This is a genomic window from Nocardia takedensis NBRC 100417 (genome assembly GCF_000308695.1).
Lineage (GTDB): Bacteria > Actinomycetota > Actinomycetes > Mycobacteriales > Mycobacteriaceae > Nocardia > Nocardia takedensis.
This window is the reverse complement of the sequence record NZ_BAGG01000266.1, coordinates 146688-171737: the sequence shown is the minus strand read 5'-3', so window position 1 is coordinate 171737 and position 25050 is coordinate 146688. Positions and strand designations below refer to the sequence as shown.

Below are 25050 nucleotides of genomic sequence, written 5' to 3'. Positions count from 1 at the left end.
GGCGTTCGACTCAGCCGCGCCCGGTGCGTCGTTGGAGTTCATCGATCAATGCGGACGCCTCGGCTTTGGTCAGCCCGTCCGGCACCGCTTCGCCCGCCTCGTTGGCGAGCGTGTGCAGATACGAGTCCTGCGGTCCGGTCGACGGCTCGTCGCCGGTGGTCCACTCCTCGCGATCCTTCTCGGGATTCGACCGCACCATCTCCACTCCTCACACTCGGCTACGCAGGGTTGCCTACCCGCCACGGAGCGGGTCAACCAAGGTCGGCGGCGGGCAGCAGATCCTCGCAGGTGACGGGCAGGTCCCTGACCCGGACCCCGGTGGCGTGGTACACGGCGTTGGCGATCGCCGCCGCCGCGCCGACGATGCCGATCTCGCCCGCGCCCCGCGCGCCCATCGGGTTGGCGTGCTCGTCGGATTCGTCGAGCCACACCGCCTCGATCGCACCGACGTCGGCGTGCGCGCTGATGTGGTAGGAGGCGAAGTCCTGGGTGACGACGTGACCGAATCGGTTGTCGCGCACACTCTCCTCGTGCAGGGCCATCGACAGGCCCATCGTCATCCCGCCGATGAGCTGGGAGCGCAGTGTCGCGGGATTGATGGCCCGGCCGATCGAGAAGACCCCGAGCATCCGGGGGACGCGGAGCTCCCCGGTGTCGCGGTCCACGCGCACCTCCGCGAAATGCGCGCCGAAGGAGTGCAGGGCGTACCGTTCGGCGGCCTCGTTGTCGGGGGTCTCCCCCGTGTGGTGGTCGCCGGGTGACGGTGTGTCGCCGTACTTCTCCCGGAACCCGTCGGCGGCGGTGACGATCGCGGTGCCCCAGGAACTGATCCCGGAGGACCCGCCCGCGACGGTCGCGGCCGGCAGATCGGTGTCGCCGATCCGCAGGTCCACGGCCTCGACGGGGCAGCCGAGGGCGTCGGCGGCGATCTGGGTCAGCGCCGTCCAGGTGCCGGTCCCGATGTCGGCGGCCGCGATCCGCACCGAATACCTTCCGTCCGCGTCGAATTCGACGCGCGCACTGTTGCCGGTCATCCGCATCGCGGGATAGGTGGCGGACGCGACGCCGGTGCCGATCGACCACGCGCCGGACACTCGCGCGCCTGGCGTGGGATCGCGTCCGGCCCAGCCGAAACGCTCGGCGCCCGTCCGCAGGCAGTCCACCAGACGCCGACCCGACCACGGATTCCCGGTCTCCGGGTCGGTCGCGGGCTCGTTGCGCACGCGCACCTCGATCGGGTCGATCCCGCAGGCCACGGCGAGTTCGTCCATCGCCGTCTCCCCCGCGAACATGCCGAGGCACTCCCCCGGCGCGCGCATCCAGAACGGCACGGGCACGTCCAAGGCGGCCAACCGGTGGGAGGTGCGTCGGTTCGGGGTCGCGTACATGATCCGCGACGGGACCGCGGTCTGTTCGGAGTACTCCTTGACCGTCGCGGTCTGTTCGACCACCTCGTGCCACAGCGCGGTCAACCGGCCGTCGCGGTCCGCGCCGAGTCGGACGCGCTGGATGGTCGAGGTGCGGTAGCCGACCAGGGCGAACATCTGCTGACGCGTGAGGGCGAGTTTGACCCAGCGTCCGGGGACGCGCCGGGCGGCCAGCAAGGCCAGCACGTTGTGCGCGTGCGGCGCGCCCTTGCTGCCGAAGCCGCCGCCGACGTGCGGGGCGATCACCCGGATCCGCTCCGGTTCCAGCCCGAACAGCGGAGCCAGCGTGGTGCGGACGGTGTGCACGCCCTGGGTGCTGTCGTAGAGGGTCACCCGAGGGCCGTCGGCGTCCTCCGACCAGCGCACGACGCACGCGTGCGGTTCCATCGGATTGTTGTGTTCCAAGGGCGTGGTGTAGGTCTGGTCGACGGTGACAGCCGCCTCGCGCAACGCCGTCCGCACGTCGCCCTGGTCGGTGTCGGTCGCGAACGACGCGTTGACCGTCTCCGGCGCGTACAGGCGCGGATGGTCGACGCGCAGATGGGTGTCGTGGAGGTCCTCGTGATAGGTGACACGCACCAGACTCGCGGCCTGACGGGCGGTTTCGGGGGTGTCGGCGAGCACCGCGCCGATCAACTGACCGCGGAAGTGCACCCGATCGTCCTGGAGGATGCCCAGTTCGCCGTCGGTGGCGTCGGCCAGGCGCGGGGCGTCGAAGACGGTGAGCACCGCCGTGACCCCCGGTTCCCGTTCGGCGGCGGCCACGTCCATCGCGACCACCCGCCCCAGGGCGACCGCCGACTGGACCGGGTGCAGGTACATCGGTTCGTCCACGGCGTGCTCGAACGCGTACGGCGCGGTGCCGGTGACTTTGGCGGGTCCGTCGAGGCGGGTCAGCGGCGTGCCGACGGCGCTGGTCGGTGTCGTGGTCATCGGACCGCCTGTCCGGTGAGCGAACGCAGCGTGGCGACCAGGGTGCGTTCGGCGAGGGTGACCTTGAATTCGTTGCCGCGCAGCGGGCGGGCGTCCGCCAGTTCGGCGCGGGAGGCGGCCCGGAACTGCTCCTCGGTCGCGGGCGCGCCACGCAATCGCGTCTCGGCCTGTCGGGCCCGCCACGGCTTGTGGGCGACCCCGCCGAGCGCGATCCGCGCGGACTCGATCACCGAATCGTTCTCGGCGAGCACCACTTCGGCGGCGACCGAGACCAGGGCGAAGGCGTAGGAGGCGCGGTCGCGCACCTTGCGGTAGTCCTGGCGCGCCGCCTCCGGGCGCGGCGGTAGTTCGACCGCAGTGATCAACTGGCCGTGGGTCAGCACCGTGTCGGCCTCGGGGTGGTCGCCGGGTAAACGGTGGAAACCGGTCAGCGGGATGCGCCGCTCCCCCTCGACGTCCCGGACCACGACCGTCGCGTCGAGCATCGTCAACGCGACCGCCATATCGGAGGGATGCACCGCCACGCACAGCGGCGAGGACCCGAGGATGGCGTGGTAGCGGACATACCCGTCGACCGCCGAACAGCCGCTGCCGGGCTCGCGCTTGTTGCACGGCGTGCTCACATCCTGGAAATACGGGCACCGGGTGCGCTGCAACAGGTTTCCCGCCGTCGTGGCGAGATTGCGCAACTGACCGGAAGCGCCCGCGAGCAACGCGCGCGACAGGACCGGATACCGACGCCGGACCAGCGGATGCGCGGCCAGATCGCTGTTGCGCACCGTCGCGCCGATCCGCAGACCGCCGTCCGCGGTCTCCTCGACGCCGTCCAGCGGCAGCCCGCGCACGTCGACCAGCAGGTCCGGTCCGCGCACGCCGAGCTTCATGTGATCCACCAGGTTGGTGCCGCCCGCCAGGAAGGCCGCACCCGGCCGCGCCGACACCAGGTCGACGGCCTCGGCCGCGCTCGCGGGCCGCCGGTACTCGAACGGGATCACGAGGCGGCCTGCCGGATCGCGGCCAGGATGTTCGGGTAGGCGGCGCACCGGCACAGGTTGCCGCTCATCCGCTCCCTGATCTCGTCGTCGGTGAGCGCGGGATCGGACTCCAGATCGGTCGTGACGTGACTGGGCTGACCGGTCGCGACCTCCTCGAGCATCCCGACCGCCGAGCACACCTGCCCCGGCGTGCAGTATCCGCACTGGAAGCCGTCCTGATCGAGAAACGCCTGTTGCACCGGGTGCAGACCGTCCCGCGCCAGACCGGCGGCCGTGATGATCCGCGCGCCGTCGTTCGCCACCGCGAAACTCAGGCAGGTGGTGACCCGTCGACCGTCGAGCAACACCGTGCACGACCCGCACTGGCCGTGGTCACAGCCCTTCTTCGGCGAGGTCACCCCGAGGTTCTCGCGCAGCGCGTCGAGCAGGGTGGTGCGATGGTCGACGGTCAGCGACCGCCGCTCACCATCGACCTCGAGGGCGATCTCGCTGCGGGCATCGGAAGCGTGCATGGTTCGCGCCTACCCGCCGTCCAAGGAACGAACCAAGCCGCCCGGCTCTCACTCCGTCGGGGCGATCGAGTCCGCGACCGAGGCGGGCACGTCGATGCGCGGGGTCGGCTGACCGGGCGGTGGGGGCACCTGGAGGCGGTCGATCGCGCCCGCGACGATGTCGTAGACGGTCGTGGCCAGTTCCGGATCGCGCGCGCCGAAGCCACCGTGCGCGTTGTGGTCCAGCGCGCCCAGGTAGTCGACCATCTGCGCGCCGGTCAACTCGATGCGCGACATGCCCTCCGGTTCGGGCGTGAGGCTCTGCGGCTCGTCGACCTCGGACCCGCCCATCCGGAAATTGGTCCGCTCCCACACCCGTTCCGGCATGTGCAACTCGAACAAGCCGATGCCCGCCGCGCGGTCCTCGCGCGCCGACTGCTGTTCGGGCGAATCCGCGCACCCGGCCGCGACCAGCACCCCGATCGCCGCCGCCGCCATCGCGATCCGGCCGGCCATCCACCGCCACCGACTCGCGCCGCCCCCGTGCCACCGCGCCATCTGCCCTGCTCCTCTCGCCACCGGTAGGGGCGGTGTTCCACTCCGCGTACGGACCAAACCGACCCGTCGAGCGGCCGGGGTGAGAGAAGAAAGTCGCGCTCGAACGGTGTCGAGTCGCGTAGGCGGGGTATACCGCTCCTCGGGTGCGCCACTGTGTTGATGGCTGCTCGGTGAGGGAACTCGCCGTCGTATCGTCGGGGTACGGCGGTTGACCCTTCACCACGAACCCGTCCCCATCGCGTGTAGCGGTGGGGACGGGTTCGTGCAGTTCGGGATCAGTCGGACTCGTCCTCGTCGGGCGTCGTCAGCTCCGGGGCGATCTCCCGGGTCGCCATTCCGCCGTCGCGGCCCTGATCGGTCGGCCCGGTCGCCCGCCCTTCGGCTCGCTCGCGGTCTCCTCGTCGGACTTCTGTTCACCGGCCACGGCACACCTCCTTCGGTCCTCGCTCAGCTACCCCGGCCGCGCGCGCTCAATCGCGCACCACCTCAGGAATCGGCCAGCGCCGCGCTCAGATCGTCGTGGACGGCGAAGACCCGGTTCAGGCCCGTCACCCGCAAGGGCCTGCGCACCGCGGGCGAGGCCACCAGGCGCAGCGACACGTCACCGAGTTCGCCGCGGACCTGGAGCAGCACCTCGAGTCCGCTGGAGTCGAAGAACTCCACGCCGGACAGGTCGAGCACCAGCAGCGACGGTCGCGCGGCGAGCGCGTCGTCCAGGGCCGCGCGCAGACGCGGCGCGGAGAACAGGTCGACCTCACCGACGGCGGTGACGACGCTCGCGGAATCCGTCGCCGTCCGGCGCACGTCGAAGTCGGGCGGCTGGTGCGGCATGGGTTCGGCTTCGTCCCTCGTCCTGGTGGCGGTCGACGGCCACGGTGCGGCCGCCTGCACGATCCACACCACGCTACCGGCCGACCCGCGCGGAGCCCGGCGGGAGGGCCGCCGCGGAATCGATCGGATACCGTAGTGACCCCTATCCTCGTCGTCCGCCGCGCCGGAGACCGGACGGCCGGATGGGTTCGGGTATCGGCGGCGGAAGGGACAGCATGGGTGACGCGACGACGCCGCTGAGAGTCGAGTTCCCGGCCGCACCCGATCAACTGCCCGTCGTGCGCGCGCGCCTGCGGCAGTGGCTGAGCGCGGCCCTGCCCGACCCCGACCGCGCCTACGACCTGTTGCTGGCGGTGTGCGAGGCGTGCACCAACTCCATCGAACACGGGCACCGCGGCGACGGCGGCCCGATCCGCCTCGACGCGGTCCTCGACGCCGACACCGTGCGCGTCACCGTCACCGACCACGGCCGGTGGGCGCCGCACGACCCGCAGCCCGACTCGCGGCGCGGACGCGGACTCGCGCTCATGCGCGCCCTGGTCCCCGACACCGATCTCCTCGTCCTCGACGACGGCACGACCGTCCGCTTCGCCGTTCCCGTCGCCCCGGCCGCCCGCACCGACCTCGCCGACAACCACGGCTGAGCGCGCACCGGTGGACCGCGGGCGCCGGACTCAACGCTCGCGCGGGGCGCGCCGGTGCCAGCGATCGATGGCGGCGACCATCTCGTCGGCGATGAATTCGAGATAGCTGCTCATCTCCTCCAAGCGCACACCCGCCGGGGTGCTCGCGCCGAGAACCCGCGAGCCGCGCCGGGCCACCCGGACCCGGTCCTCGGTGGCGCGCGCCAGGTTCAGCGTCGCGCGGTGCCAGGTGCCCTCGTCGACGCAGTAGCGGTCGCGGCGCTTGTCGCGGACCCGGCGGATGATGTCGCGTTTCTCCAGCGCGGCGACGGCCGTGGAGATCGAGGCCGGGCTGACCTCGAGCCACCGCACCAACTCGGCCACCGTCAGCCCGCCGGAATCGGTGAGGTGCAGACACGTCAGGATGCGGGCCTGCATGCGCGGCATCCCGTCGTTGATAAGCAGGTCGGTGAATCGGGCGGCGAATTCGCGGATCTCGGGGTTGTCCACGACGAAGGTCGCCGACTGGTGCGGCCCCGCTGGGGAACTGCCGCGCCGGGCGCGCAGGGCCGTCGCCCGGTGGGCGCGGTCGGCCCGATAGCGACCGGGGCCGCCGTTGCGGGTGACTTCGCGGCTGATGGTCGAGGTCGGCCGGTCGAGCTGCCGTCCGATCTCGGTGTAGCCGAGGCCCTCGGCCAAGCCCGCCGCGATGCGTTCACGCTCCTGGAAGGTCAGTCTGCCTCCTGGCATCCGTCTGTTCTCCTTCGATCAGGCGCGCTCTGCCAGTATGCGTTCAGCGCCAACCCATTGCAACCACCCGCCACCCTGTTGCGTTCGGCGACAAGCTCATTGCAACGCGGCTACCGGATTCACCAGCATGGCACGATATTTCGGACAGAATTCCGTTGAGGTAGGGCTGAAGATCTCTACCGTTCGGCACACATCGCACCCACCGACGAGGTTTCCGACGACCCGATCGCCTCGGTTCTGGTCCGCCTACACCGTCGGCCACCTCGGCGTCGGGCAACGGCATCCACACCCGCGTCGGACACCGGGCGGCGCGCCTCGGCCTGCGGACCGCGCCGCCCACCGTGTGCGGCCCGACCGAATCCCGTCGCGACTCGACGGCCTCAGGGCGCACGGCGTGCGTGGCCGGGTGTGGCGGTGCCGGCGCCGGTCCTGCCGGTGTCGATGGACATCTCGATGCTGTTCCTCGCCCTGCCGGTCACCTGGTGACGCCGGAACATGCCGACCCCACCGGAGAACCGACCGGTAGCAGGCGCATCCCCCTAGCGTTGCCGGCTGTACCGCTCCACCGAACGCACACGAGAGGTTGGACAGTGGCAAACAGCATCCGATCGGTCATGATCGCCGCCGTGGCGGCGGCGGCCGTACTCGGTCCCGCCGCGGGCGCATCGGCGATCCCGGACCTCGCGGCACCGGCTTTCCCAGAGCTCCCCGGCGTCCTCGTCGCACCCGCACCCTACCCGGATTCGAGTGCGGAACAGAACGATCCGCGCACCACCCCCTCGGGACCGGTCGACATCCACCCGGCCCCCGCCGACATCCACCCGGCCCCCGCCGACATCCACCCGGCCCCCGCCGACATCCACCCGGCCCCCGCCGACATCCACCCGGCCCCCGCCGACACCGACCCGGGTGATCCGCACCGATTCCACCAGGCCCCCGGCAACATCCCCGCTCACGAAACGGAAGACTCCGCCCCCCGACCGTCTCCGGGCGCGAGCGAGGACACCCCGGCGGACGGCAGCCCGAAACCCACCGAAGACACGACTTCTTCGAACCAAACGTCGCCCTCGAACGAAACGTCGCCCTCGGGCGACCCCCGCCCAGGCTCCGGTGCGTCCACGGGCAACCCGACCGCCCCTGGCGCTTCCGATTCACCGACCAATACGCCCGACGACGCCCAGCCCCCGACAGGCGCAGGGACTTCCGACACCCCCGGCTCACCGACCGGCACTACCCCGGGCGGCAGCACGACCGCACCGGGCATCCCGGACCCCGGCGCCTCCGGACCGGGCACGGCGGAATCTTCGAACGGCGCAGGCGCAGCCGACACCCCCGAATCCACGAACCGCGCAGGTACCCCGGGCGGTGCCGGCACCTCCAGCGGCACCGAATCCCCCGGCACCGACGGCACACCGACCACCTCGGACTCCACCGGCGATACCGACAAGCCACACCCCGCCGAATCCTCCGACAGCACTGATACCCCGGACACCGCCCCCTCGACCCCCACGGGCACCCCCGAACCCGCCGGCGGCGCGTCGAATACCCCCGGATCGACCGGCGATGCCGGCACGTCGAGGACCACCGATACCCCGGGCGATACCGAAGCCCCGCGCAGCACCGAAACCCCGAGCGGCACCGGCACATCAGGTGCAGGGGAGTCCAGCGGCCACACGGGCACTCCGGGTACAGCCCACTCTCCCAGCGGCCCCGGCCGTTCGTTCGACCCCCAGGCACCAGGTACAACCGGCGGTGGCGGCACCTCGGACATCACCCCCGAGTAGGCCAACGCATCACGCCCTGACGGATACTCGGCCGGCGAGGGCGACACGGATTCCACAAACGGACAAACGGCTCCGGTAGCACCGCCCCGACGGCAGCCGCGTACTCGGACGGTGCCGGTCGAACCCGCAGCAGCCCCGCCGTTCGACAGGCTCGCCACGCTGCCCGCGACACAAGTCCCGGGATCACGATGGCTCGCGAACCGACCGTGCCCTGGTGTGCGCGGGGCGAACTCAGCCGAACAGGTGGTGGGTGAGGGTATAGCCGAGGACGGCGGCGGCGAGCCCGACCGCGACGCTGCCCGCCGCGTAGGCGATCGCGACACCGAAGGCGCGCTGTTCGGTGAGGCGTACGGTTTCGTAGCTGAAGGTGCTGTAGGTGGTGAACGCGCCGCAGAAGCCGGTGCCCGCGGCGACCATCCAGGCGGCGGGCAGACCCGCGCCGGTGAGCGCACCGAGGATCAGGCATCCGGAGATGTTGACGAGGAAGGTGCCGAGGGGGAATCGGCCGCGGTGGCGGGTCTGGACGGCGCGGTCGAGCAGGTAGCGGGCCGGTGCGCCCAGGGCCGCGCCGAGGATGACCAGCAGCGCGTTCACCGTGTCGCCTCGCGCGGGCCGAGGGCGCGGGCCGCGCGCAGGCCGAGGGCTGCCGCGCTCACCGCCGCGACGAGGGTGGCCGCGAGGTAGAGCAGGCCGGTGAGCGCGGCGGGTTCGAGCAGGTCGCGGATTCCTTCGGCGTAGGTGGAGAAGGTGGTGAACCCGCCGAGGACGCCGACGCCCAGGAAGGGGCGCACCAGCGGATGCGCGGTGCGGTGTTCGGTGATCACCACCATGAGCGCGCCGAGCAGGAAACTACCGGTGACGTTGATGACGAAGACCGTCCAGGGGAAGCCGCCCGCCGGGGTCGGCCACCATTCGAGCATCCCGAAGCGCGCGAGCGCACCCAGCGCGCCGCCGACCGCGATGACGGCGAGGACCGCACCGTGCGTGGCGGACAGTTCACGACGTTGTTCCGGCGCTTCGACCGCGATATCCGGATCGACAGGGAGCCTCACCGCGCCCGGCACCGATTCGCCGGGCGATATCGGCTCACCGGACGTCGATTCGTCGGGCACGCCGCTCCTATTCCGAGCCCACCGGCGCGAGCACGCGCAGCAGCAGGGTCGTGGTGCGTTCGGCGAGTTCGGCGGTGCTCGCTTCGAGGGTGCCGTCGAGCCAGGCTTCGACGAGTTGGCTGACGCCGCCGGTGACGAAGATGGCGGCCTGGGTGAGCCATTCGGCGTCGGGTTCGATCCCGAGTTCTTCGGGGGCGTATTGCACGACGACGGCGGCCATGGCGGTCATGAGCACGCGGCGGCGTTCGGCGAGGACGGGGGCGGAGCTCAGGTCGGCGGCGGCGACGCGGTGCAGGTGCGGGTCGGTGTCGACGAGGTCGAGCATGGCGCGCAGGGCGGCGTTGAGGCGTTGTTCGGGGCCGCCGGGGCTGCTGAGCCCGGTGCGGACGAGGGTGCCGAGCAGTTGGTCGCGCACCTCGTCGGCGACGGCGACCAGCAGGTCCTCGATGCCGGTGAAGTGTTCGTAGAAGTAGCGGTCGGTGAGGCCGGCGGATTTGCAGACGCCGCGCACGGTGACGGCGGCTACCCCGGTGCCGCCCCACAGGTTCCGACCGGCGGTGAGCAGGCGGGTGCGCCGCTCGGCCCGCCGCTGTGCCGCGGTGACCCCGCCGTAGGAACGCTCGACTTCGGACCTGACCATTTGACTGCCATAGTAGGTCACCCCTAAATTGGACGACGTTCGTCCTCAGATGGGTGTCCCGGACACCCCGCTCCGGGCGACGCTCGATCGACTAGAACGAATGGACCGGCGCCGTGCAGCTTGATCCCCGCCCCGTCTCCGGTCTCGCCGCCGCCCGCGACGAGGGATTGTTACGGCGGGCCAGGCTGGAGATCGAGCGGATGACGTCGCGCCTGGTCGCGGGCCGCTCGCGGGCGACCGACGGCCTTGCCCCGCCCGCCGCGCCGCTGGCGGACGAACTCCAGCGCCTCGAGCGCCGCACCGCCCGACTGACGATGGATCTGTTCGCGATCGCGACCCGCTCCCCGCAGGCCAAACTGGCCTGGGACGTCGCCGAGGAGGCCAGCGGCCTGTTCACCGAACTCGCGCAATTGCGCACCCGGATGGGCGACGACGCCGTGAGCGCCCCTCGGGCAGTCGTCCCGTCCGGCTCGCGACTTCTGTTCACCCAGACCCGCGAACAGTTGCGCGCCCGATTCGCCAGGTCGTGATCTCCGCGCGGTCGCGCGAGTTCACGACACACCGCCGAAAAGCCCGCGCAGTCCGCGCGTCGCACGAGTTCACGGAACACCGCCGAATCGGCCCGCGCAGTCCGCGCGGTCACGGGAATCCACGGAACACCGCCGGCTCAGCCCGCGCGGTCCTCGCGGCCGAGAGGATCGGCGGGATCGATGGCCCGCAGTTGGTCGGGTTCGACGGCGCGCAGCACGCCCAACGACGCGGTGACGGCCAGATCGCAGGCCGCGTCGAGGTCCGCGCCCGCGACGATGACCGCGCGGTAGGCGATGTCGAGGCTGATGCCGAGCAGCATGGCGGCCAGGGTGTCCGCGCCGGCGTCGATGGGTGTGCCGCGTTCGGAGTAGTTGGCGCGCAGGCGTTCGGCGATGCGCGGTTCCAGGGCCGCCGAGAGCCGCCGCCCGGGATGGGCGTCGTCGTAACGCTTGTCGAGCAGGACGCGGAAACCGTCGGGATGTCTGCGCGCGTACTCGAACAGCGATTCGATCGAATAGCGGGCGCGCTGCCCGTATTTCATCGTCTCGCCGTTGTCGTAGATCTCGAACATCCAGGTGGTGATGGCGGCGAGTTCGCGGTCGATGACGGCTTCGACGAGGGCGTCACGGGACCCGAAGTGCGCGTAGAGCGTCACCCGGGAGGTGTCGGCGCGCCGGGCGATGGTGTCCATCGTGGCGCGGTCGACACCGACCTCGGCGATCACCGCGCGGGCCGCGTCGAGCAGTTCGGCGTCGGTGGGGCGGTTGCGCGTACTGCGACGCGCGGGTTTGCCCCGCCTACCCGGATTCCCGGTTGCGGTCACGCTCCCTCCCTCGTTTCCTCGAGGCTCTCACCTCGGACTCGCCGTGCGTGCCGCCACCGGGTCGGGGTCAGCTCCCGGTCTCGGCGACCGTTCCGAAATAGGCGGCCTCGACCTTATCGCGCCGCCCCCGCAACTCCGCGGCGGAGCCCGCCAGCGCCATCCGGCCGTGGTGCAGCACGACCGCCGAATCGGCGATGGACAGCGCCAATTCGATGTGCTGCTCGACCAGGACGACGGCCATCCGCTGGTCGTCGGCGATCCGGCGCAGGCGCGGCAGCAGGTCCTCCACCGCGATCGGCGACAGGCCCAGGCTCAGTTCGTCGATGAGCAGGATCTTCGGCGCGCACAGCAGCGCTTTGGCCAAGGCCAGCATCTGCTGTTCGCCGCCGGAGAGCGTGCCGCAGCGCCGTGACCGCATCGTCGTCAACTTCGGGAAGTACTCGAAGACGTCGTCGATGGACGGTCCGTGCTTGCGACGGGCCAGGCGCAGGTTGTCCTCCACCGAGAGTCGGTGGAACACCCCGCGGCTGTCGGGGACCAGGATCACCCCGCGCCGCGCGTTGCGTTCGATGCGCTTGTCCAACGGCGCGCCGAGCGCGGTGATGCCGCCCGAGAGCACGGGCAGCGCGCCGACGGCCGCGAGCAGCGTGGTGGTCTTGCCCGCCCCGTTGGGGCCGAGCAGCGCCAGGATCTCCCCCGGACGGACCTCGGCGTCGAGGTCGCGCACGGCGGGCACGCCGCCGTAGCCCACGGTCACCTTCTCCAGGCGCAGCGCCGGTTCCCCTTGGGAGACGGTCGGTGCGGTGGTCGCCGGACTGGTCATGCGTTGTCTCCTGCCGGTCGCGTGGTCGCCGGTGCGGCCGGTTCGGTGTCGCCGGCCCCGGCGGCGCCGAGGTAGGCCGAGATCACCCGGGGGTCCTCGCGGACCGCGGCGGGCTCCCCCGAGGCGATGACGACGCCGAAGTCCAAGACGTAGAGGCGCGTGCAGATGTCGAGGACCAGCGACATGTCGTGGTCGATGAGCAGCACCCCGATGCCCGAAGCGGCGACCCGGCGCAGGTGCTGCCCGAATTCGCGGCTCTCGTGGGTGTCCAGGCCCGCGGCGGGCTCGTCGAGCAGCACCACTCGGCTGCCGCCGACCAGCGCCCGCGCCACGCCGACCAATTTCTGTTGCCCCAAGGTCAATTCGTCGGGGCGGCGGTCGGCGACGCCGGGCACGCCCGCCAGTTCCAGCGCCGCGTCGATGGCCTCGCCGGGCGGCGCGGACCGCCCGAACAGGTCGGTGAACAACCGGCGCAGACCACTCGGCTGCAAGGCGACGGCGAGGTTCTGGGCGACCGTGAGATCGCCGAACAACTCCCCCGCCTGCCAGGTGCGGGCCAGTCCCGCGCGGCGACGGCGGTGCGGGCCGAGCCCGTTCAGCGCGTCACCGCCGAGGGTGACTTTCCCGGTGGCCTCGGTGAATCCGGTGACCGCGTCGACGAAGGTGGTCTTGCCCGCGCCGTTGGGGCCGATGAGTCCGACGATCTCGCCCGCGTCGACCGCGATGTCGATATCGGTGTTGGCGGCGACGCCGCCGTAGCGCACGGACAGCGCCTCGGTGCGCAACAGGGATGCGGAGTTCTCAGACATGGGCCGCCGCTTCCTTTTCCACGCCGGCCACGGGTTCGGCGACCGGCCGTGGGTCGGGTTTTCGCAGGCGCGCGCGCAGCGCCTCGAAGGCCGAGGCCCACGCTCCCGCGATGCCGACCGGGTTCAGGACCGCCATCAGCAGCAGCACGCCCGCCGCGATGATGTCGTAGTACTCGCCGAGGTCCAGGGTCTGGTTCAGGAAGACGTAGCCGACGCCGAGGGGTCCGACGGTGCCGGCGAGGAACGCGCCCGAGACCGAGGTGATACCGCCGACGTAGGTCATCGCCAGCACGGTCAGACCGATCACGACGGTGAACGATCCGGCCGAGAGTTGGCCGCGGCTGTAGCCGATGAGGCAGCCGCCGATGCCCGCCAGGAACGCCGAGACCGCGAAGCCGAGCAGTTTGGTGGCGGCGACGTCGATGCCCGCCGAGGCCGCCGCGCGTTCGTTGGAGCGCACGGCCAGCATCGCGCGTCCGGTCGCGCCCGCCATGACCCGCATGACCGCGAGGGTGCAGATCGCGACGACCACCAGCACCATCAGCGCGAACGGCAGGGTGACCAGGTCGGTGCCGTCGCGCACGCCCAGGTCGAGACCGAACAGGGTCGGGTCGGCGATCAGGTTGCCCTGCGCGGGTGTCAGCGACGGGTTGTTGAACACGAAGCTCTGGATCGCCAGGGCTGCGGCGAGGGTGACCACGGCCAACTGCGCGCCGCGGATGCGCAGCGCGGGGATGCCGACCAGGATGCCGAGCGCGGTGGCGGCCAGGGCGGCCAGCACCATGCCGATCGGGAACGGGATGTTCCAGCCGTCGGCCAGTTTCGACAGCGCGAAGCCCGCCGTGCCCGCGAAAGCCATGCTGGCCAGCGAGATCTGGCCGAGGTAGCCGGTCAGCAGCACCAGCGACAGCGCGATCAGCGACAGGATGATCGAGGTGACCACCCCGAAACGCCAAGTGCCCGTGGTCAACAGGATCGCGGCCACGGCGATGGCCAAGACCGCCGCGGTCGGCACGATCCTGATGCGCGGTATCCGCACGGCGGGCATCTTCACCGAACCGAGCGAGCCGCGCGCGGGGATCTTGCCGCCCAGCAGGAACAGCGCGACCACCACGATCACGAAGGGCACCGCGTCGCCGAGACCGGCTTGGGCCCAGTTCGGCCACAGGTCCTTGGTATCGACCCACAGGATGACCGCCTGGAAGGAACCGAGCGTCAGACCGGCCGCGCACGCGACGCCGAACGAGGACAGCCGTCCGACCAGCGCCGCCGCCAGCGCGGGGATGACGTAGAAGGTGTAGCTGGTCTCGTTGATGCCGATGGTGTAGGCGGCGAGTACGCCGACCAGGCCGCAGGCGGCGCCGGTGAGCCCCCACACGATCGCGGCGAGCCGGTCCGGGGAGTAGCCGGTCAGGCGGGCGGCGAGTTCGTCCTCGGACCCGGCGCGGGTGGCGATGCCCGCGGTGGTGAAGGCGAAGTAGGCGCGCAGGCCGACCGCGACGGCGATCGCGATACCCGCGAGGATGAGGTCCGAGACGTTGATCAGCGCGCCGGCCACCGTCAGCGTGTTCTCCGGCAGGATCGGCAGCGCGAACAGGTTCTCGGTGTCGAAGCGCAGGCCCACCAGCGCCTGGATGAACAGCATCAGGCCCACCGAGGCGACCACCTGGGCCAGGACGGGCGCGTGACGCAACGGGCGGAACACCGCCACGTGCGCGAGCAGCGCCCAGACCGCCGCCGAGGCGACGCCGAGCACCGCGGCGAGCAGCATCGGCGTGGGTTCCTCTTCGCTGCCGAGGGGGATGCTGCCGATCGGCAGGACGAAGGTCCCGTCGGTGCGCAACGCGGCCACGACGTAGACCGCCCACAGCGCGAACGCGCCTTGGGCGAAGTTGATGATCCCGGTCGCGGCGTGCACGCCGACCAGCGAGGAGGCCAGCACGGCGTAGACCGCGCCGGTCGACAGACCCAGGAAGACGAACTGTAAGAACTGGCCCATGTGCCCTGATTTTCTGTGATAGCGAGGGGTGGGGGCGGGCCGCCGGATCTCTCCGACGACCCGCCCCCACGGTCACCCCGAGACGGTCAGGCCGCGCCCGGGATCAATTTCAGGACTTCGGGACTCGGCGTGATGTACCCGCCGGTGACCGGTGCGGTCTTCTTGTCCGCGGTCACCTCGAACAGCAGCATGTCGGTGGTGCAGTTGGGCGAGGTGGCCTTGCCGCAGTTCAGCTTCGGGCCGAGGAAGCTCTGGTAGTCGGTCAGCCCCTTGAGCGTGGCCAGGATCGCGGGCCCGGTCACCTCGGTCGAGGCGCCCGCGCTCAGCGCCTGCGCGAAATCGACGAACAGCGAGAAGGTTCCGTAGGCGTAGAAGCCCGCGGTGCCGCCCGCGTTGTCGATGAACTGTTGGGCCGTCTTCAGATTCGTCTTGGCGGGCTCGGGAGCCGACTCGATGGCGGGCGGCAGCCACACCGGCGAGTAGGACTGCGCGCCGACCGCCTGCGCGCCGAGGGTGTCGATGAATTCGGTGCACGCGGCGAGGAAGATCGTGCCGGTGTACTTCACCGACCGCAGGGCCTGGGCCAGCTTGTTGCAGGTGTTGTCGTTGGGCGCGGTCATCAGGCCGCCCGCCGCGGGATTGCCGTCGGCGATGGTGGTGGCCAGCGCCGTGAAGTTCGGTCCGGCGGGCGGGTAGTAGGCGCTCTTGACGTCGATGCCGAGTTGCTTGCCCAGCGGGGTCAGCAGGTTGTCGAACACCTGATGCGCCTGCGGCAGATCCGAGTTGACCAGCGTCAGCGTGGTCTTGTTGGCCTGCTTGAGCGACTGGAGGAAGCCGACGAGGAAGGCCGCGGGCGGCGGACCGAAGAACACCCGGTTCTCGGTGAGGGCGCCGGTGGCGGTGTTGAACGGGATCTGGCCGACCATCGGGATGCCCGCGGAGGTCAGGATCGGCATGGCCGCCGAGGATTCGGCGTTGAAGCCGTCCAGCGCGGCCACGACGCCCGCCTGGACGAACTGGTTGGCGCACGAGATCGTGGATTCCGGTGAGGTGTTGTCGATTCCGCAGTCGACCACCTCGATCGGACGGCCCTTGATGCCGCCGATCTGGTTGTTGATGTATTCGACGGCGGCGTTCTTCCCCGTGGTCACACCGGCCTGGGTGGCCGGGCCCTTGGAGGGGTTGAACAGGCCGATCTTGATCGGCGCACCGGTGGCCTTGTTGCCGGGCGCGATCGCGGTGCTGCCACCGCCCGCGTCGGATTTGCTGTCGTCACTACAGGAGGCGACGGACAGCACACACGCGACGGCCAATGCCGCGGCGGCGATCCGGCCGGTTCTGATTCCCATTCTGCATGCCTTTCCAGGCCGGTTGCGCCGGCGAACAACGCCCGGGTCACCCCGTCGAGCTAGTGGAACGTCACCGGATCGCGCGTTCGACGATCCGGCCACCCGATCACCATTGTGACCTGGGCCACTAGAAGTTAACGCGGCCTTACACAAGTGTCAAGCTAAATCCGATCTCTCACTTTCCCGACAAAACCCGAGGTGAGATGCCTTGCGGCGCGTAGGATGCCGCGCGCTATGGGCGAGATGCCCGATTTCGAGGACTGCGAATCGAAGCCGACACACCCGCGGACACCCGACGCCATAGGGCGGGTTCACAACGGGTTCGGTTCCGAAGTGATGTGATTCGGCTATGGAAACGCCGACGGGCGGCGACCGACGGCCGGGCGGTGTCCATCGAACACCTCCGACCGCGGTCGCCGCCCGTCGTGGGACGCCGACTGCGCGCGTCAGCCGTCCAGGCGCACCTGGATGGCCTCGATGATGCGCGGGCGCAACTCGGCGGCGCGGATGACCGCGTCCACCGAACCCACCGTCACCGCGCGCTGGATGTTGTGGATGCCGTCGAATTCGGCGGCCACCTCACCCAACTTCTCGGCGCGCACCGAGGAACGGATCTCGTCCAATTCCGCGATGAGCGAAGCGCGTTCGGGACCGGAAGCCTCGGCGACCCGCGCCTCCAAGTCCGAGACCCGCGGATCGCTCGCGGTGCGCTTGTTCACGTCACCGGCGAACACCGCGGCCGCGGCGGGCGCGCCGCCCAGCACCGAGGCGAACGAACCCTCGAGCGCCAGCACGGTCATATTCGGGTTCAACGCCTTGGAGAAGACGACGAACGCGCCGCCGTGGTAGCGGGAGATCACGGTGAACACGATCGGGCCCACGAAATTGACGATCGCGCGGCCGATCTCGGCGCCGTACTCGAGTTGCAGCTTGCGCATCGACTCCGGCGAGCCGTCGAAGCCCGACAGGTTGGCCAGCACCACCAGCGGGCGGTTGCCGCTCGCGGCGTTGATGGCCCGCGCCGCCTTCTTCGACGACCGCGGGAACAGCGTGCCCGCGGTGTAGGTGTCCGGGCCGTCGGTGGGCGGGAACCCGTGGCGCGGCACGCCCTGGGACTCGATGCCCAGCAGGCACACCGGGATTCCGCCCAGGTGCGCGTCCTGCACGACCGCGGTCTCGGCGTCGGCCATGCCCGCCCAGCGCTCCAGCACGGGGTGGTCCTGGTCGGACACCGCGCGCATCACCGTGCGGATGTCGAAGGGCTTCTTGCGATCCGGGTTCGCCGACGCGGAGAAGATCTGGCCGACGGTGGTGAAATCGCTGCCCGCCAACACGTGCGGGAAATCGGAGATGTCGCGGTCGACGGCGTCCTCGGTGCGCGAGCGCCGCGGCGCCTGCTCGCCCGGAGCCACGTAGGTGTGCTCGTAGTGCGCCATCAGGATGTCGCGCGCCGCGGCCAGATTCGGGGCCCAGTACTGCGCCTGGCCGTTGGGGCCCATGACGCGGTCGTAGCCGCCGATGCCGAAGTTGTCCTCGGCCGACACGCCGCCGGAGAAGTCCAGCGCCTGCTTGCCGGTGAGCACCATCGCCGAATCCGGGGTCATCACCAGGATGCCCTTGGTGTGCATGAGCATCGTCGCCTCGGCGTTCCAGTACGGCTGCGCGCCGACGTTGATGCCCGCGACGACGATGTTGATCTCGCCGCCGTCCTGGGTGAATTCGACGATCCGCTTGAGCGCGGCCGCCACCCAGTCCATGTTCTCGGTGCCCGACTCCATCGAGATGCGCGCGCCCGAGGACAGCGCGTACCACTCCAGCGGCACCGCCAGACGCTCGGCCAGATCCAGCGCGGCGATGACCCGCCTGCACTCCGGTTCCGACAGCGCGCCCAGCGATTTCGTCGGATCGCCCAGCAGCACCACCCGGGACACGCCCTGCGGGTACTTCGGGGTCGGCGTGGTGATGACACCCGCGACGAGCGCGGCCGAGTTGCGGCCCTTGGGCCGGTCCACCGGGACGAGCGCGTGCTCGGCGTCCAGGTCGTACTCCGCGAAATCACCGAGCAGGCCGGTCAATTCGTAGGGGTACACGGCGTTGCGGCCCGCGGCGCGCAGCACCTTCTGCCGGTAGGCGTCCAGCGGCTCGAGCGGCGCGTCGGACGGCTCGCCGACGGTCACCACGGTGCCGCCCGCGGCGTCGAAGCTGATCCGGATCGACACCTTGGTCAGCTCGCCGGTCCGCGCGTCGCGCTCGCGCGCGATCAACTCGATCTCCTCGAGCCCCGCGCCCGCGGTGGTCGGCAGCACGTGGCCGCCGATCGTCTCCCACTCCTCGCGGGTGACATCCAGCGGCGGCCAGATGTACATGACGATGCGGTTGGTGTTGAGCCGCTTGCCCGAAGCCCGCTGCGACTGCGCGCGCCGGATCGAGTCCAGGCAGGTGGCGATGGTGCTCTCGGCGGTCGGCAGCGCGAGCAGTCGTCCGTCGTGTTCGCGCAGCGCGGCCAGGTCGCGGACCTGGGCGAAGGCGATGAGCCGGTCGTCGGCCGGGTTCTCCTTCGCCACGCAGCGGAACAGGTAGATCTCCTCGTCGTCGGAGGAGCGCAGCCTGGTCAGGTCGAACTTGCGCAACCGCTCCATCTGCATCCGCTGCGCGATGTAGGGGTGCAGACCGCGGATCAGCCGTTCCTCGGTCGGGCCGGTGGCCGACGGACGGAAGGTGAAGTGGTGGTGCATGACCGCGCCGTCGCTGCCCGCGACGGTCGCGGTGATGCGGTGCACCTGCTTGGGCAGCGGTTGCGCCCCGAGCACCTCGTGCAGGGCCGCGGCCATCGCGTCGAAGTCCGCGGGCTGGTTCTCCCAGCTGAGGTAGATGTCGGCGTCGATGGAGGCCGCGTCACCGGACAGTTCGGCCAGTCCGCGCACCGCCGCGCCGAGGGCGTCGAAACGCACCGCGGCCGAGACCAGGCTCGCGCTGTCGCGTTCGGCGATCAGGTAGCGGCAGCCGCCGACGTCGTGGGTCCGCACATCGGTCAGGCCCTTGTTGCCGTAGTAGCGGCGGGTCAGCACCTCGAGCATGGCGGTGTTGTCGTCCTTGCCCCGGACCAGGCGCTGGCCGAGCAGGCGCACCAGCGGTTCGGTGCTGCGCACCATCTCCGAGATGCGGTCGGCGCGGTCGGCCGCCCGCGGGTTGGCGTCCAGGTAGCTCAGCGCCCGGCGGACGTCGGTGTAGACGCGGGCGCGGTTGCGCCGCAGCAGCGGCTGACCGTACCAGCCGTAGACCAGCCCGCGAGCCAGGTCGGCGACGACCGGGAACCGCACCTGGGTGGCGGCGACCAGGCGCTCGAGCGCCAGGCCGACCGGTTCGCGCAGCGCGCGGTCGGGCATCGGCTCGCGCAGCCACTCGCGCAGCAGCGTCGTCACCACGGTCACGGTGTCGGTGCGCTGCTGGGCCAGGAAGATGCGGAAGACCGCGGCCTCGAGTTCCGGCGTCCGGTCCAGTTCGGTGATGCCGTAGTGACCGAGCGCCCGAGCCAGCTTGGCCTTGAACGATTCCGGCAGACCGGCGCGTTCGACGTCGAGGCTCTGCAAGTAGGTGTGGAAGTATTCGCGGGCGCTGTGCACGTGGCCCTGGGCGTCCTCGCCGGAGGGCCGGTTGTGGCTCAGCTCGGCCAGATCGGTGAAGACGTCGATGAGTTCGAGTTCCTCGGCCAGCGGCCTGCGGTCGTCGGCGACGGCGGCGCGGCGCGCGTCGAGGTAGTCCTCGACCACGCGGCGGTCGTCGTGCGGGTCGACGTCGAAGCCGAGCAGCAGCCCGCGCAGGTCCTCCGACCGGCGGGCCAGCTTGTCGTGCGGCCGGACCCGGGTGTCGACGGCGGGCAGGTCCAGTTCGACGGTCGGCGCGGCGGTGTCCTCCTCGGCCGCGGCGTCGTCGACGATCTGCTCGAGCCGCAGCAGCGGGGCGCCGGTCTCGACCTGGGTGCCCACGGAGACGGCGACTTCCTTCAGGCGCGCCTTGAACGGCGCGCGCAGCACCGTCTCCATCTTCATGCTCTCCAGCACCAGCACCGGCGCGTTGGCCTCGACCTCGTCGCCGACCTGCACCGGCGTCGCGACCACCAGCGCGGGCGCGGGAGAACGGACCACGCCGCCCTCGTCGCGGCTGACCCGGTGGGTGACGCCGTCGACGTCGACGATGTGGATCGGGCCGTGGGTGCCCGCCGTGACGCGGAAGGTGCTGCCGTTGACCACGATCTGACCGGCGTGGCGGTCGAAGCGGACCAGGTCGACGTCGGCGGTGTGGATGTCCTCGCCCGCTTCGATGCCGATGCGGAAACGGTGCGCGCCCGTGCGCGCGACCCGCACCCGGTAGCCGACACCACGAAGTTTCAGATCCAGCGGACGGCCGGCGTGGTGCTGCACCAGCGGACGACCGCCCGCGGCGGTGGACAGCAACCGGTGCCGTTCGGCCCGCTCCTCGTCCTCGTAGGCGTCGATCGCGGCGGCGGCCAGCGCGACCGCGGAGTTGCGGTGCGAGACCAACCGGCCCTCGCCGCGCACGCGGTCGATCCACCCGGTGTCGGCGGAGGCGTCGATGACCTCGGGCTGGTCGAGCAGATCCAGCACGAAGCTCTTGTTGGTCGCGCCGCCCTCGATGATGACGCGGGTCTGGGCGACCGCGCGGCGCAGCCTGCCCAGGGCCTCGTCGCGGTTGCGGCCGTAGGCGATGATCTTGGCGATCATCGAGTCGAAGTCGGCCGGGATGGTGTCGCCCTCGCTGACGCCGGTGTCCACGCGGACGCCGGGGCCCGCGGGCAGGTCCAGGCGCGCGATGCGACCGGGTGCGGGCGCGAAGTCGCGATCCGGGTCCTCGGCGTTGAGCCGGGCCTCGATGGCGTGGCCGCGCTCGGCGGGGGGCTCGCCTTCGAGGCGTTCGCCCGAGGCCACCGCGATCTGCGCGCGCACCAGGTCGAAACCGGTGGTCAGCTCGGTGATCGGGTGCTCGACCTGCAGGCGCGTGTTGACCTCGAGGAAGGCGAACAGCTCGTCACCGGGGTGGTAGAGGAATTCGACCGTGGCCGCGCCGCGGTACCCGACCGCGACGGCCAGGCGCTCGGCCGAGGACTTCAGGTCCGCGACCTGCTCGGGCCGCAGCACCGGCGAAGCCGATTCCTCGATGACCTTCTGGTTGCGCCGCTGCACCGAGCAGTCGCGCACGCCCAGCGCCCACGCCGTGCCCTGCCCGTCGGCGATCACCTGGACCTCGACGTGGCGGGCGCCGGTGACCAGGCGCTCGAGGAAGACGACGCCGCTGCCGAAGGCGCGCGCCGCCTCCTGGCGGGTGCGCTCGTAGGCGTCGACCAGTTCGGATTCGTCGGTGACGACGCGGATACCGCGCCCGCCGCCGCCGGCGGTGGCCTTGAGCATCAGCGGGTAGCCGATGTCGGCGGCCGAGGCCAGCGCGGCCTCGACGGTCTCGACCGGGCCGCGACTCCAGGGCGCGACCGGGACGCCGACCTCTTCGGCGATGAGCTTCGCGCCGATCTTGTCACCGAGCTTGCGCATCGCCTCGGCATCGGGACCGATGAAGGTCACGCCGATCTGATCGCACAGTTCGGCGAAGGCCGGGTCCTCGGCGACGAAGCCCCACCCGACCCACGCCGCGTCGGCGCCGGTGCTGACCAGGGCGCGTTCGAGCGCCTTGAGGTCCAGGTAGGGACGCGCGGAGGCGGGCCCGAGGTCGTAGGTGATGTCGGCCTCGCGGACGAACGTCGCGTTTCGATCGACATCGGTGTAGAAAGCGATGGTCTCGATCGAACGTGCCGTTTCCGCGGCCAGGTCTCGGACCGCGTGGATGAGGCGCATAGCGGCCTCTCCCCGGTTCACAATGGCGATGCGGCTGAACACTCGCCGTTCCTTCCTCTCCGAAGTAATGGCCCGTTCGACGGGCAAAAGGGTGAATACCCGTTTTCGCACATCCGGCCGTCACAAATACACTTGTCCGGCGGTTACTCGGCCGTATCCTCACGTGGAACACGTCGGGAACGGCCCGGCGCGAATCCGGATGGTTCGCCGACCGCGACCGTCAGGGCAGCATCACGCACCTGGCTACCCGGAATCGCGGCGATGGCGGAACACGCGGCGGCCACCCCGACGCCGCATGGTGAGCATCGTTCACCAGGCGAAGATTAGAGCCAGCCCGGACCCGCGTCAATCTTCCCACCCCGTGGCCGAGTTCGTTTCCGAGCGCGAATCCCACATTACTGATCGGTATTTCGCGCGAGCGCTCGGACGCGCGTATTTTGACCTGGCGATCCGGGCGGAAATCGACGAATCCGCGCCGCGGCGGGGAACGCGCGCGTCGGAGGCGATTGACGAATCCGATCGCTCCAGAGAAGCCGACAACCGCGAACCGCCCGGTCCGTTACGCGGGCCGGGGCAGTCCTCGATCCGCCGCGCGGGCCGGGTCGCGCACCTTGCCGTCGAGCACTGTGTGCAACCCGGCGGTGAAGCGGCGGTCGCGGTCGCCGGTCATGATCGCGAGCAGATCCTCGGCCCCCTCCGGGCGCGGGTTCGCCTCACCCGCGATCCGCGCCACCACGGCGTCCCACTCCCCCGCGGCCGACAGTTCCAGATAGGACTGCTCCTCGATGACGAATCCGGTGATGTAGGAACGCAGCACCAGCACCACCTCCCCCACGCCGTACCCGGGCGCGACCACGTCGCGCAGCAGCGCCATCAGCGCGCTCGCCACCCGGATGGTCTCCGGAGACGGCGAATACGAACCCGCGACGATCCGCCCGCCCTCCCGGAAGCGCAGCAGCGCCGCGCGCAGGCGTTCACAGCACAGGATGATCTGCGCGAGGTCGGGGCGCGCGGGGTCGATATCGGACAGGTCGACCGACCGGAACACGGTGTCGGCCATCGCGCGCTGCAGGTCGCGACGGTCGCGCAGGTGTTTGTACAGCGCTCCCGGGGTGACCTGCGCGGCGGCGGCCAATCTGCGCATGGTGAGCGCGTCGAGACCGTGCTCGGCGACGTAGCCGTGGGCGATGTCGGCCAACCGCTCCCGGGACAGCCCGCGCTTGGTCATCGCGACGCCGGGCGGAGAAGAGCGACCGTCGAACGGTGATCACTGTTCACCGCAGCGAGGCTAGGGCACCGCCGACACACCGTCAAGACAGCGGCCCGCGGCGCTTTCCACCCGGAAAGCGCCGCCGGCGTGGATGTTTCGCGGCCGGACCTCAGGCGTCGTGGGCGGCCCGCCCGGTCGATATGTCAAAGTATTGACATGGAGGATTCCGAGGCGCTCCCGCCCCACCCGGCCGCCGATGTCACCGAACACGTCGGCTACCGACTCAAACGCGCCGCCGCCGCACTGCGCGCGCGGATGGATCAGGCGCTGCGCGACCACGACCTGACCGTGCCGCAGTACTCGTGCCTGGAACTGCTCGACGAACGCCCCGGAATCTCGGGCGCCGAACTCGCGCGCGGCACCTTCGTCACCCGTCAGTCCTCGGCGATCGTGGTGCGCGGACTCGAACAGGCGGGTCTGATCACCCGGCCCGCGACCGCCGAGCACGGCCGCGCGTTGCCGGTCCACCTCACCGAATCGGGACGCGCGCGACTCCGCGCCGCGCGCAAGGCCGTCTATTCCCTCGAAACCACGATGGTCGCCGCGATCCCGCCCGCGCGACTGCGCGCGCTGCTGACCGATCTGGACCGCATGGTGAGCGCGCTCGATCCCGGCCGCGAGTGATTGTTCCCGCACGGCGACCATTCGGGTATCAAAGCATTGCGCGGTCCGATGCGCGGTGATGAAGCGGACAATTCACGCCGTCATCCCGAGCGGTCACCATTATTTCCGGATGACTTCCCCCGACGGCCGGTCACCTTTCCGCCCGCAGCACCCCCGTGACAGCCGCGGCCATTTCCCGGGCGGGGCGCCGGAGAACGGTTCACCCGGTCGAGGACCGAATATCACGGGTGGGCGAAAGCGATTGTCCGGGTGCGGATGTCGTCGCACACCCGGCGGTACGACATGGCGACTCCGGGAACGGTTCTCTCAATAACCGACCGGTAGGTATTACCTCTCGGGAGGAGATGCGGAACCCCCGCCGACCGCGCCACGGCGACGACCTGCCCGGGGACCACCGGGCGAGCACGGGGCGCGATCACCGCTCTCGCGCGGAGTCGGACTACCATGAAGATCAACTGATCGCCTACCCCGCGAAGGAATCTCTGTGGCACGCAAAGTTATCGTAGAACTGGTCGATGACTACGACGGCGAATCACCCGCCCAGGAAACGGTGAGTTTCGCACTCGACAGCGTTGCCTACGAGATCGACCTGTCGACGCTCAACGCGAAAAAGCTGCGCGCGGTGTTCGAGAAGTGGAGCGGCAACGCGCGCCGGGTCGGCCGGGCGCCGCGGACCAAGAGCCAGGCCAAGCCCGCCGCCGAAAGGGAGGACACCCAGAAGATTCGGGAGTGGGCGCGCAAGAACGATCTCGCCGTCTCCAATCGCGGGCGCATCTCCGCCGACGTCGTCGAAGCGTACAAGAAAGCGCACTGA

The 25050-nt window shown here is 70.7% G+C and carries 21 protein-coding genes; 4 read left to right on the top strand and 17 right to left on the bottom strand.

Annotated elements, in window-relative coordinates; translation table 11 throughout:
- Nucleotides 1–10: 10 nt before the first annotated feature.
- The 6 genes from ON30_RS35585 to ON30_RS35560 form a co-directional block, all read right to left on the bottom strand.
- Nucleotides 11–199 carry a DUF3072 domain-containing protein gene (locus ON30_RS35585; protein ID WP_040714971.1) on the bottom strand — a complete coding sequence of 63 codons (189 nt, stop codon included), beginning with the start codon at nucleotides 197–199 and terminating at the stop codon, nucleotides 11–13.
- A 52-nt stretch (nucleotides 200–251) separates the two neighbouring features.
- Nucleotides 252–2360: a xanthine dehydrogenase family protein molybdopterin-binding subunit gene (locus ON30_RS35580; protein ID WP_040714886.1), complete on the bottom strand. Its 2109-nt coding sequence runs from the start codon at nucleotides 2358–2360 to the stop codon at nucleotides 252–254.
- Nucleotides 2357–3355, bottom strand: a complete 999-nt coding sequence (locus ON30_RS35575) for an FAD binding domain-containing protein (RefSeq protein ID WP_040714884.1) — start codon at nucleotides 3353–3355, stop codon at nucleotides 2357–2359. The genes ON30_RS35580 and ON30_RS35575 overlap by 4 nt, the downstream gene beginning before the upstream one ends.
- The gene (locus ON30_RS35570; protein WP_040714882.1) at nucleotides 3352–3867 is read right to left on the bottom strand and encodes a 2Fe-2S iron-sulfur cluster-binding protein; all 516 of its coding nucleotides are present in this window, start codon (nucleotides 3865–3867) and stop codon (nucleotides 3352–3354) included. The genes ON30_RS35575 and ON30_RS35570 overlap by 4 nt, the downstream gene beginning before the upstream one ends.
- A gap of 48 nt (nucleotides 3868–3915) precedes the next feature.
- Entirely contained in the window at nucleotides 3916–4404 is a 489-nt protein-coding gene (locus ON30_RS35565) for a hypothetical protein (RefSeq protein WP_040714880.1), read from the bottom strand.
- Between the two features lie 486 nt (nucleotides 4405–4890).
- The gene (locus tag ON30_RS35560) at nucleotides 4891–5295 is read right to left on the bottom strand and encodes an STAS domain-containing protein (protein ID WP_245554352.1); all 405 of its coding nucleotides are present in this window, start codon (nucleotides 5293–5295) and stop codon (nucleotides 4891–4893) included.
- A gap of 155 nt (nucleotides 5296–5450) precedes the next feature.
- On the opposite strand from ON30_RS35560, the gene ON30_RS35555 reads away from it, so the two are divergent.
- Nucleotides 5451–5879, top strand: coding sequence for an ATP-binding protein (locus ON30_RS35555; RefSeq protein WP_040714878.1), 429 nt, complete (start codon nucleotides 5451–5453; stop codon nucleotides 5877–5879).
- Between the two features lie 30 nt (nucleotides 5880–5909).
- Here ON30_RS35555 and ON30_RS42485 read toward each other — a convergent pair whose 3' ends face one another.
- The 4 genes from ON30_RS42485 to ON30_RS35530 form a co-directional block, all read right to left on the bottom strand.
- Entirely contained in the window at nucleotides 5910–6608 is a 699-nt protein-coding gene (locus ON30_RS42485) for a helix-turn-helix domain-containing protein (RefSeq protein ID WP_040714875.1), read from the bottom strand.
- A 2015-nt stretch (nucleotides 6609–8623) separates the two neighbouring features.
- Nucleotides 8624–8986: a fluoride efflux transporter CrcB gene (gene crcB, locus ON30_RS35540; protein ID WP_040714871.1), complete on the bottom strand. Its 363-nt coding sequence runs from the start codon at nucleotides 8984–8986 to the stop codon at nucleotides 8624–8626.
- Nucleotides 8983–9387, bottom strand: coding sequence for a fluoride efflux transporter FluC (locus tag ON30_RS35535; protein WP_306307406.1), 405 nt, complete (start codon nucleotides 9385–9387; stop codon nucleotides 8983–8985). The genes crcB and ON30_RS35535 overlap by 4 nt, the downstream gene beginning before the upstream one ends.
- Nucleotides 9388–9511: 124 nt before the next feature.
- Nucleotides 9512–10144, bottom strand: a complete 633-nt coding sequence (locus ON30_RS35530; RefSeq protein ID WP_040714869.1) for a TetR/AcrR family transcriptional regulator — start codon at nucleotides 10142–10144, stop codon at nucleotides 9512–9514.
- Nucleotides 10145–10257: 113 nt separating this feature from the next.
- On the opposite strand from ON30_RS35530, the gene ON30_RS35525 reads away from it, so the two are divergent.
- The gene (locus tag ON30_RS35525; RefSeq protein WP_040714867.1) at nucleotides 10258–10674 is read left to right on the top strand and encodes a hypothetical protein; all 417 of its coding nucleotides are present in this window, start codon (nucleotides 10258–10260) and stop codon (nucleotides 10672–10674) included.
- Nucleotides 10675–10811: 137 nt separating this feature from the next.
- Here the strand turns inward: ON30_RS35525 and ON30_RS35520 are convergent, their stop codons facing one another.
- The 7 genes from ON30_RS35520 to ON30_RS36855 form a co-directional block, all read right to left on the bottom strand.
- The gene (locus ON30_RS35520) at nucleotides 10812–11498 is read right to left on the bottom strand and encodes a TetR/AcrR family transcriptional regulator (protein WP_040714865.1); all 687 of its coding nucleotides are present in this window, start codon (nucleotides 11496–11498) and stop codon (nucleotides 10812–10814) included.
- 67 nt (nucleotides 11499–11565) lie between these two features.
- The gene (locus tag ON30_RS35515) at nucleotides 11566–12321 is read right to left on the bottom strand and encodes an ABC transporter ATP-binding protein (RefSeq protein WP_051030463.1); all 756 of its coding nucleotides are present in this window, start codon (nucleotides 12319–12321) and stop codon (nucleotides 11566–11568) included.
- Nucleotides 12318–13130, bottom strand: a complete 813-nt coding sequence (locus tag ON30_RS35510; protein WP_083911921.1) for an ABC transporter ATP-binding protein — start codon at nucleotides 13128–13130, stop codon at nucleotides 12318–12320. Before ON30_RS35510 ends, ON30_RS35515 begins: the two co-directional genes overlap by 4 nt.
- Complete coding sequence (locus ON30_RS35505; RefSeq protein WP_040714863.1) at nucleotides 13123–15129, bottom strand: ABC transporter permease; 2007 nt, start codon at nucleotides 15127–15129, stop codon at nucleotides 13123–13125. The genes ON30_RS35510 and ON30_RS35505 overlap by 8 nt, the downstream gene beginning before the upstream one ends.
- Before the next feature lie 86 nt (nucleotides 15130–15215).
- A complete protein-coding gene (locus ON30_RS35500) occupies nucleotides 15216–16478 on the bottom strand; it encodes an ABC transporter substrate-binding protein (RefSeq protein WP_174387645.1) in 1263 nt (420 codons plus the stop codon).
- Between the two features lie 446 nt (nucleotides 16479–16924).
- The gene (locus ON30_RS35495) at nucleotides 16925–22384 is read right to left on the bottom strand and encodes an ATP-binding protein (RefSeq protein ID WP_040714861.1); all 5460 of its coding nucleotides are present in this window, start codon (nucleotides 22382–22384) and stop codon (nucleotides 16925–16927) included.
- Nucleotides 22385–22901: 517 nt separating this feature from the next.
- Complete coding sequence (locus tag ON30_RS36855) at nucleotides 22902–23570, bottom strand: TetR/AcrR family transcriptional regulator (RefSeq protein ID WP_051030462.1); 669 nt, start codon at nucleotides 23568–23570, stop codon at nucleotides 22902–22904.
- A 198-nt stretch (nucleotides 23571–23768) separates the two neighbouring features.
- Between ON30_RS36855 and ON30_RS35485 the strand changes: the two genes are divergently transcribed.
- Together ON30_RS35485 and ON30_RS35480 are read left to right on the top strand one after the other, a co-directional pair.
- Nucleotides 23769–24236, top strand: a complete 468-nt coding sequence (locus ON30_RS35485; protein ID WP_040714859.1) for a MarR family winged helix-turn-helix transcriptional regulator — start codon at nucleotides 23769–23771, stop codon at nucleotides 24234–24236.
- A 484-nt stretch (nucleotides 24237–24720) separates the two neighbouring features.
- Nucleotides 24721–25050, top strand: coding sequence for a histone-like nucleoid-structuring protein Lsr2 (locus ON30_RS35480; protein ID WP_040714857.1), 330 nt, complete (start codon nucleotides 24721–24723; stop codon nucleotides 25048–25050).

Coding starts and splice junctions, on each gene's coding strand:
- ON30_RS35585 (WP_040714971.1), bottom strand. CDS start 199: ATGGTGCGGTCGAATCCCGAGAAGGATCGCGAGGAGTGGACCACCGGC.
- ON30_RS35580 (WP_040714886.1), bottom strand. CDS start 2,360: ATGACCACGACACCGACCAGCGCCGTCGGCACGCCGCTGACCCGCCTC.
- ON30_RS35570 (WP_040714882.1), bottom strand. CDS start 3,867: ATGCACGCTTCCGATGCCCGCAGCGAGATCGCCCTCGAGGTCGATGGT.
- ON30_RS35565 (WP_040714880.1), bottom strand. CDS start 4,404: ATGGCGCGGTGGCACGGGGGCGGCGCGAGTCGGTGGCGGTGGATGGCC.
- ON30_RS35555 (WP_040714878.1), top strand. CDS start 5,451: ATGGGTGACGCGACGACGCCGCTGAGAGTCGAGTTCCCGGCCGCACCC.
- ON30_RS42485 (WP_040714875.1), bottom strand. CDS start 6,608: ATGCCAGGAGGCAGACTGACCTTCCAGGAGCGTGAACGCATCGCGGCG.
- ON30_RS35530 (WP_040714869.1), bottom strand. CDS start 10,144: ATGGTCAGGTCCGAAGTCGAGCGTTCCTACGGCGGGGTCACCGCGGCA.
- ON30_RS35515 (WP_051030463.1), bottom strand. CDS start 12,321: ATGACCAGTCCGGCGACCACCGCACCGACCGTCTCCCAAGGGGAACCG.
- ON30_RS35510 (WP_083911921.1), bottom strand. CDS start 13,130: ATGTCTGAGAACTCCGCATCCCTGTTGCGCACCGAGGCGCTGTCCGTG.
- ON30_RS35505 (WP_040714863.1), bottom strand. CDS start 15,129: ATGGGCCAGTTCTTACAGTTCGTCTTCCTGGGTCTGTCGACCGGCGCG.
- ON30_RS35500 (WP_174387645.1), bottom strand. CDS start 16,478: ATGGGAATCAGAACCGGCCGGATCGCCGCCGCGGCATTGGCCGTCGCG.
- ON30_RS36855 (WP_051030462.1), bottom strand. CDS start 23,570: ATGACCAAGCGCGGGCTGTCCCGGGAGCGGTTGGCCGACATCGCCCAC.
- ON30_RS35485 (WP_040714859.1), top strand. CDS start 23,769: ATGGAGGATTCCGAGGCGCTCCCGCCCCACCCGGCCGCCGATGTCACC.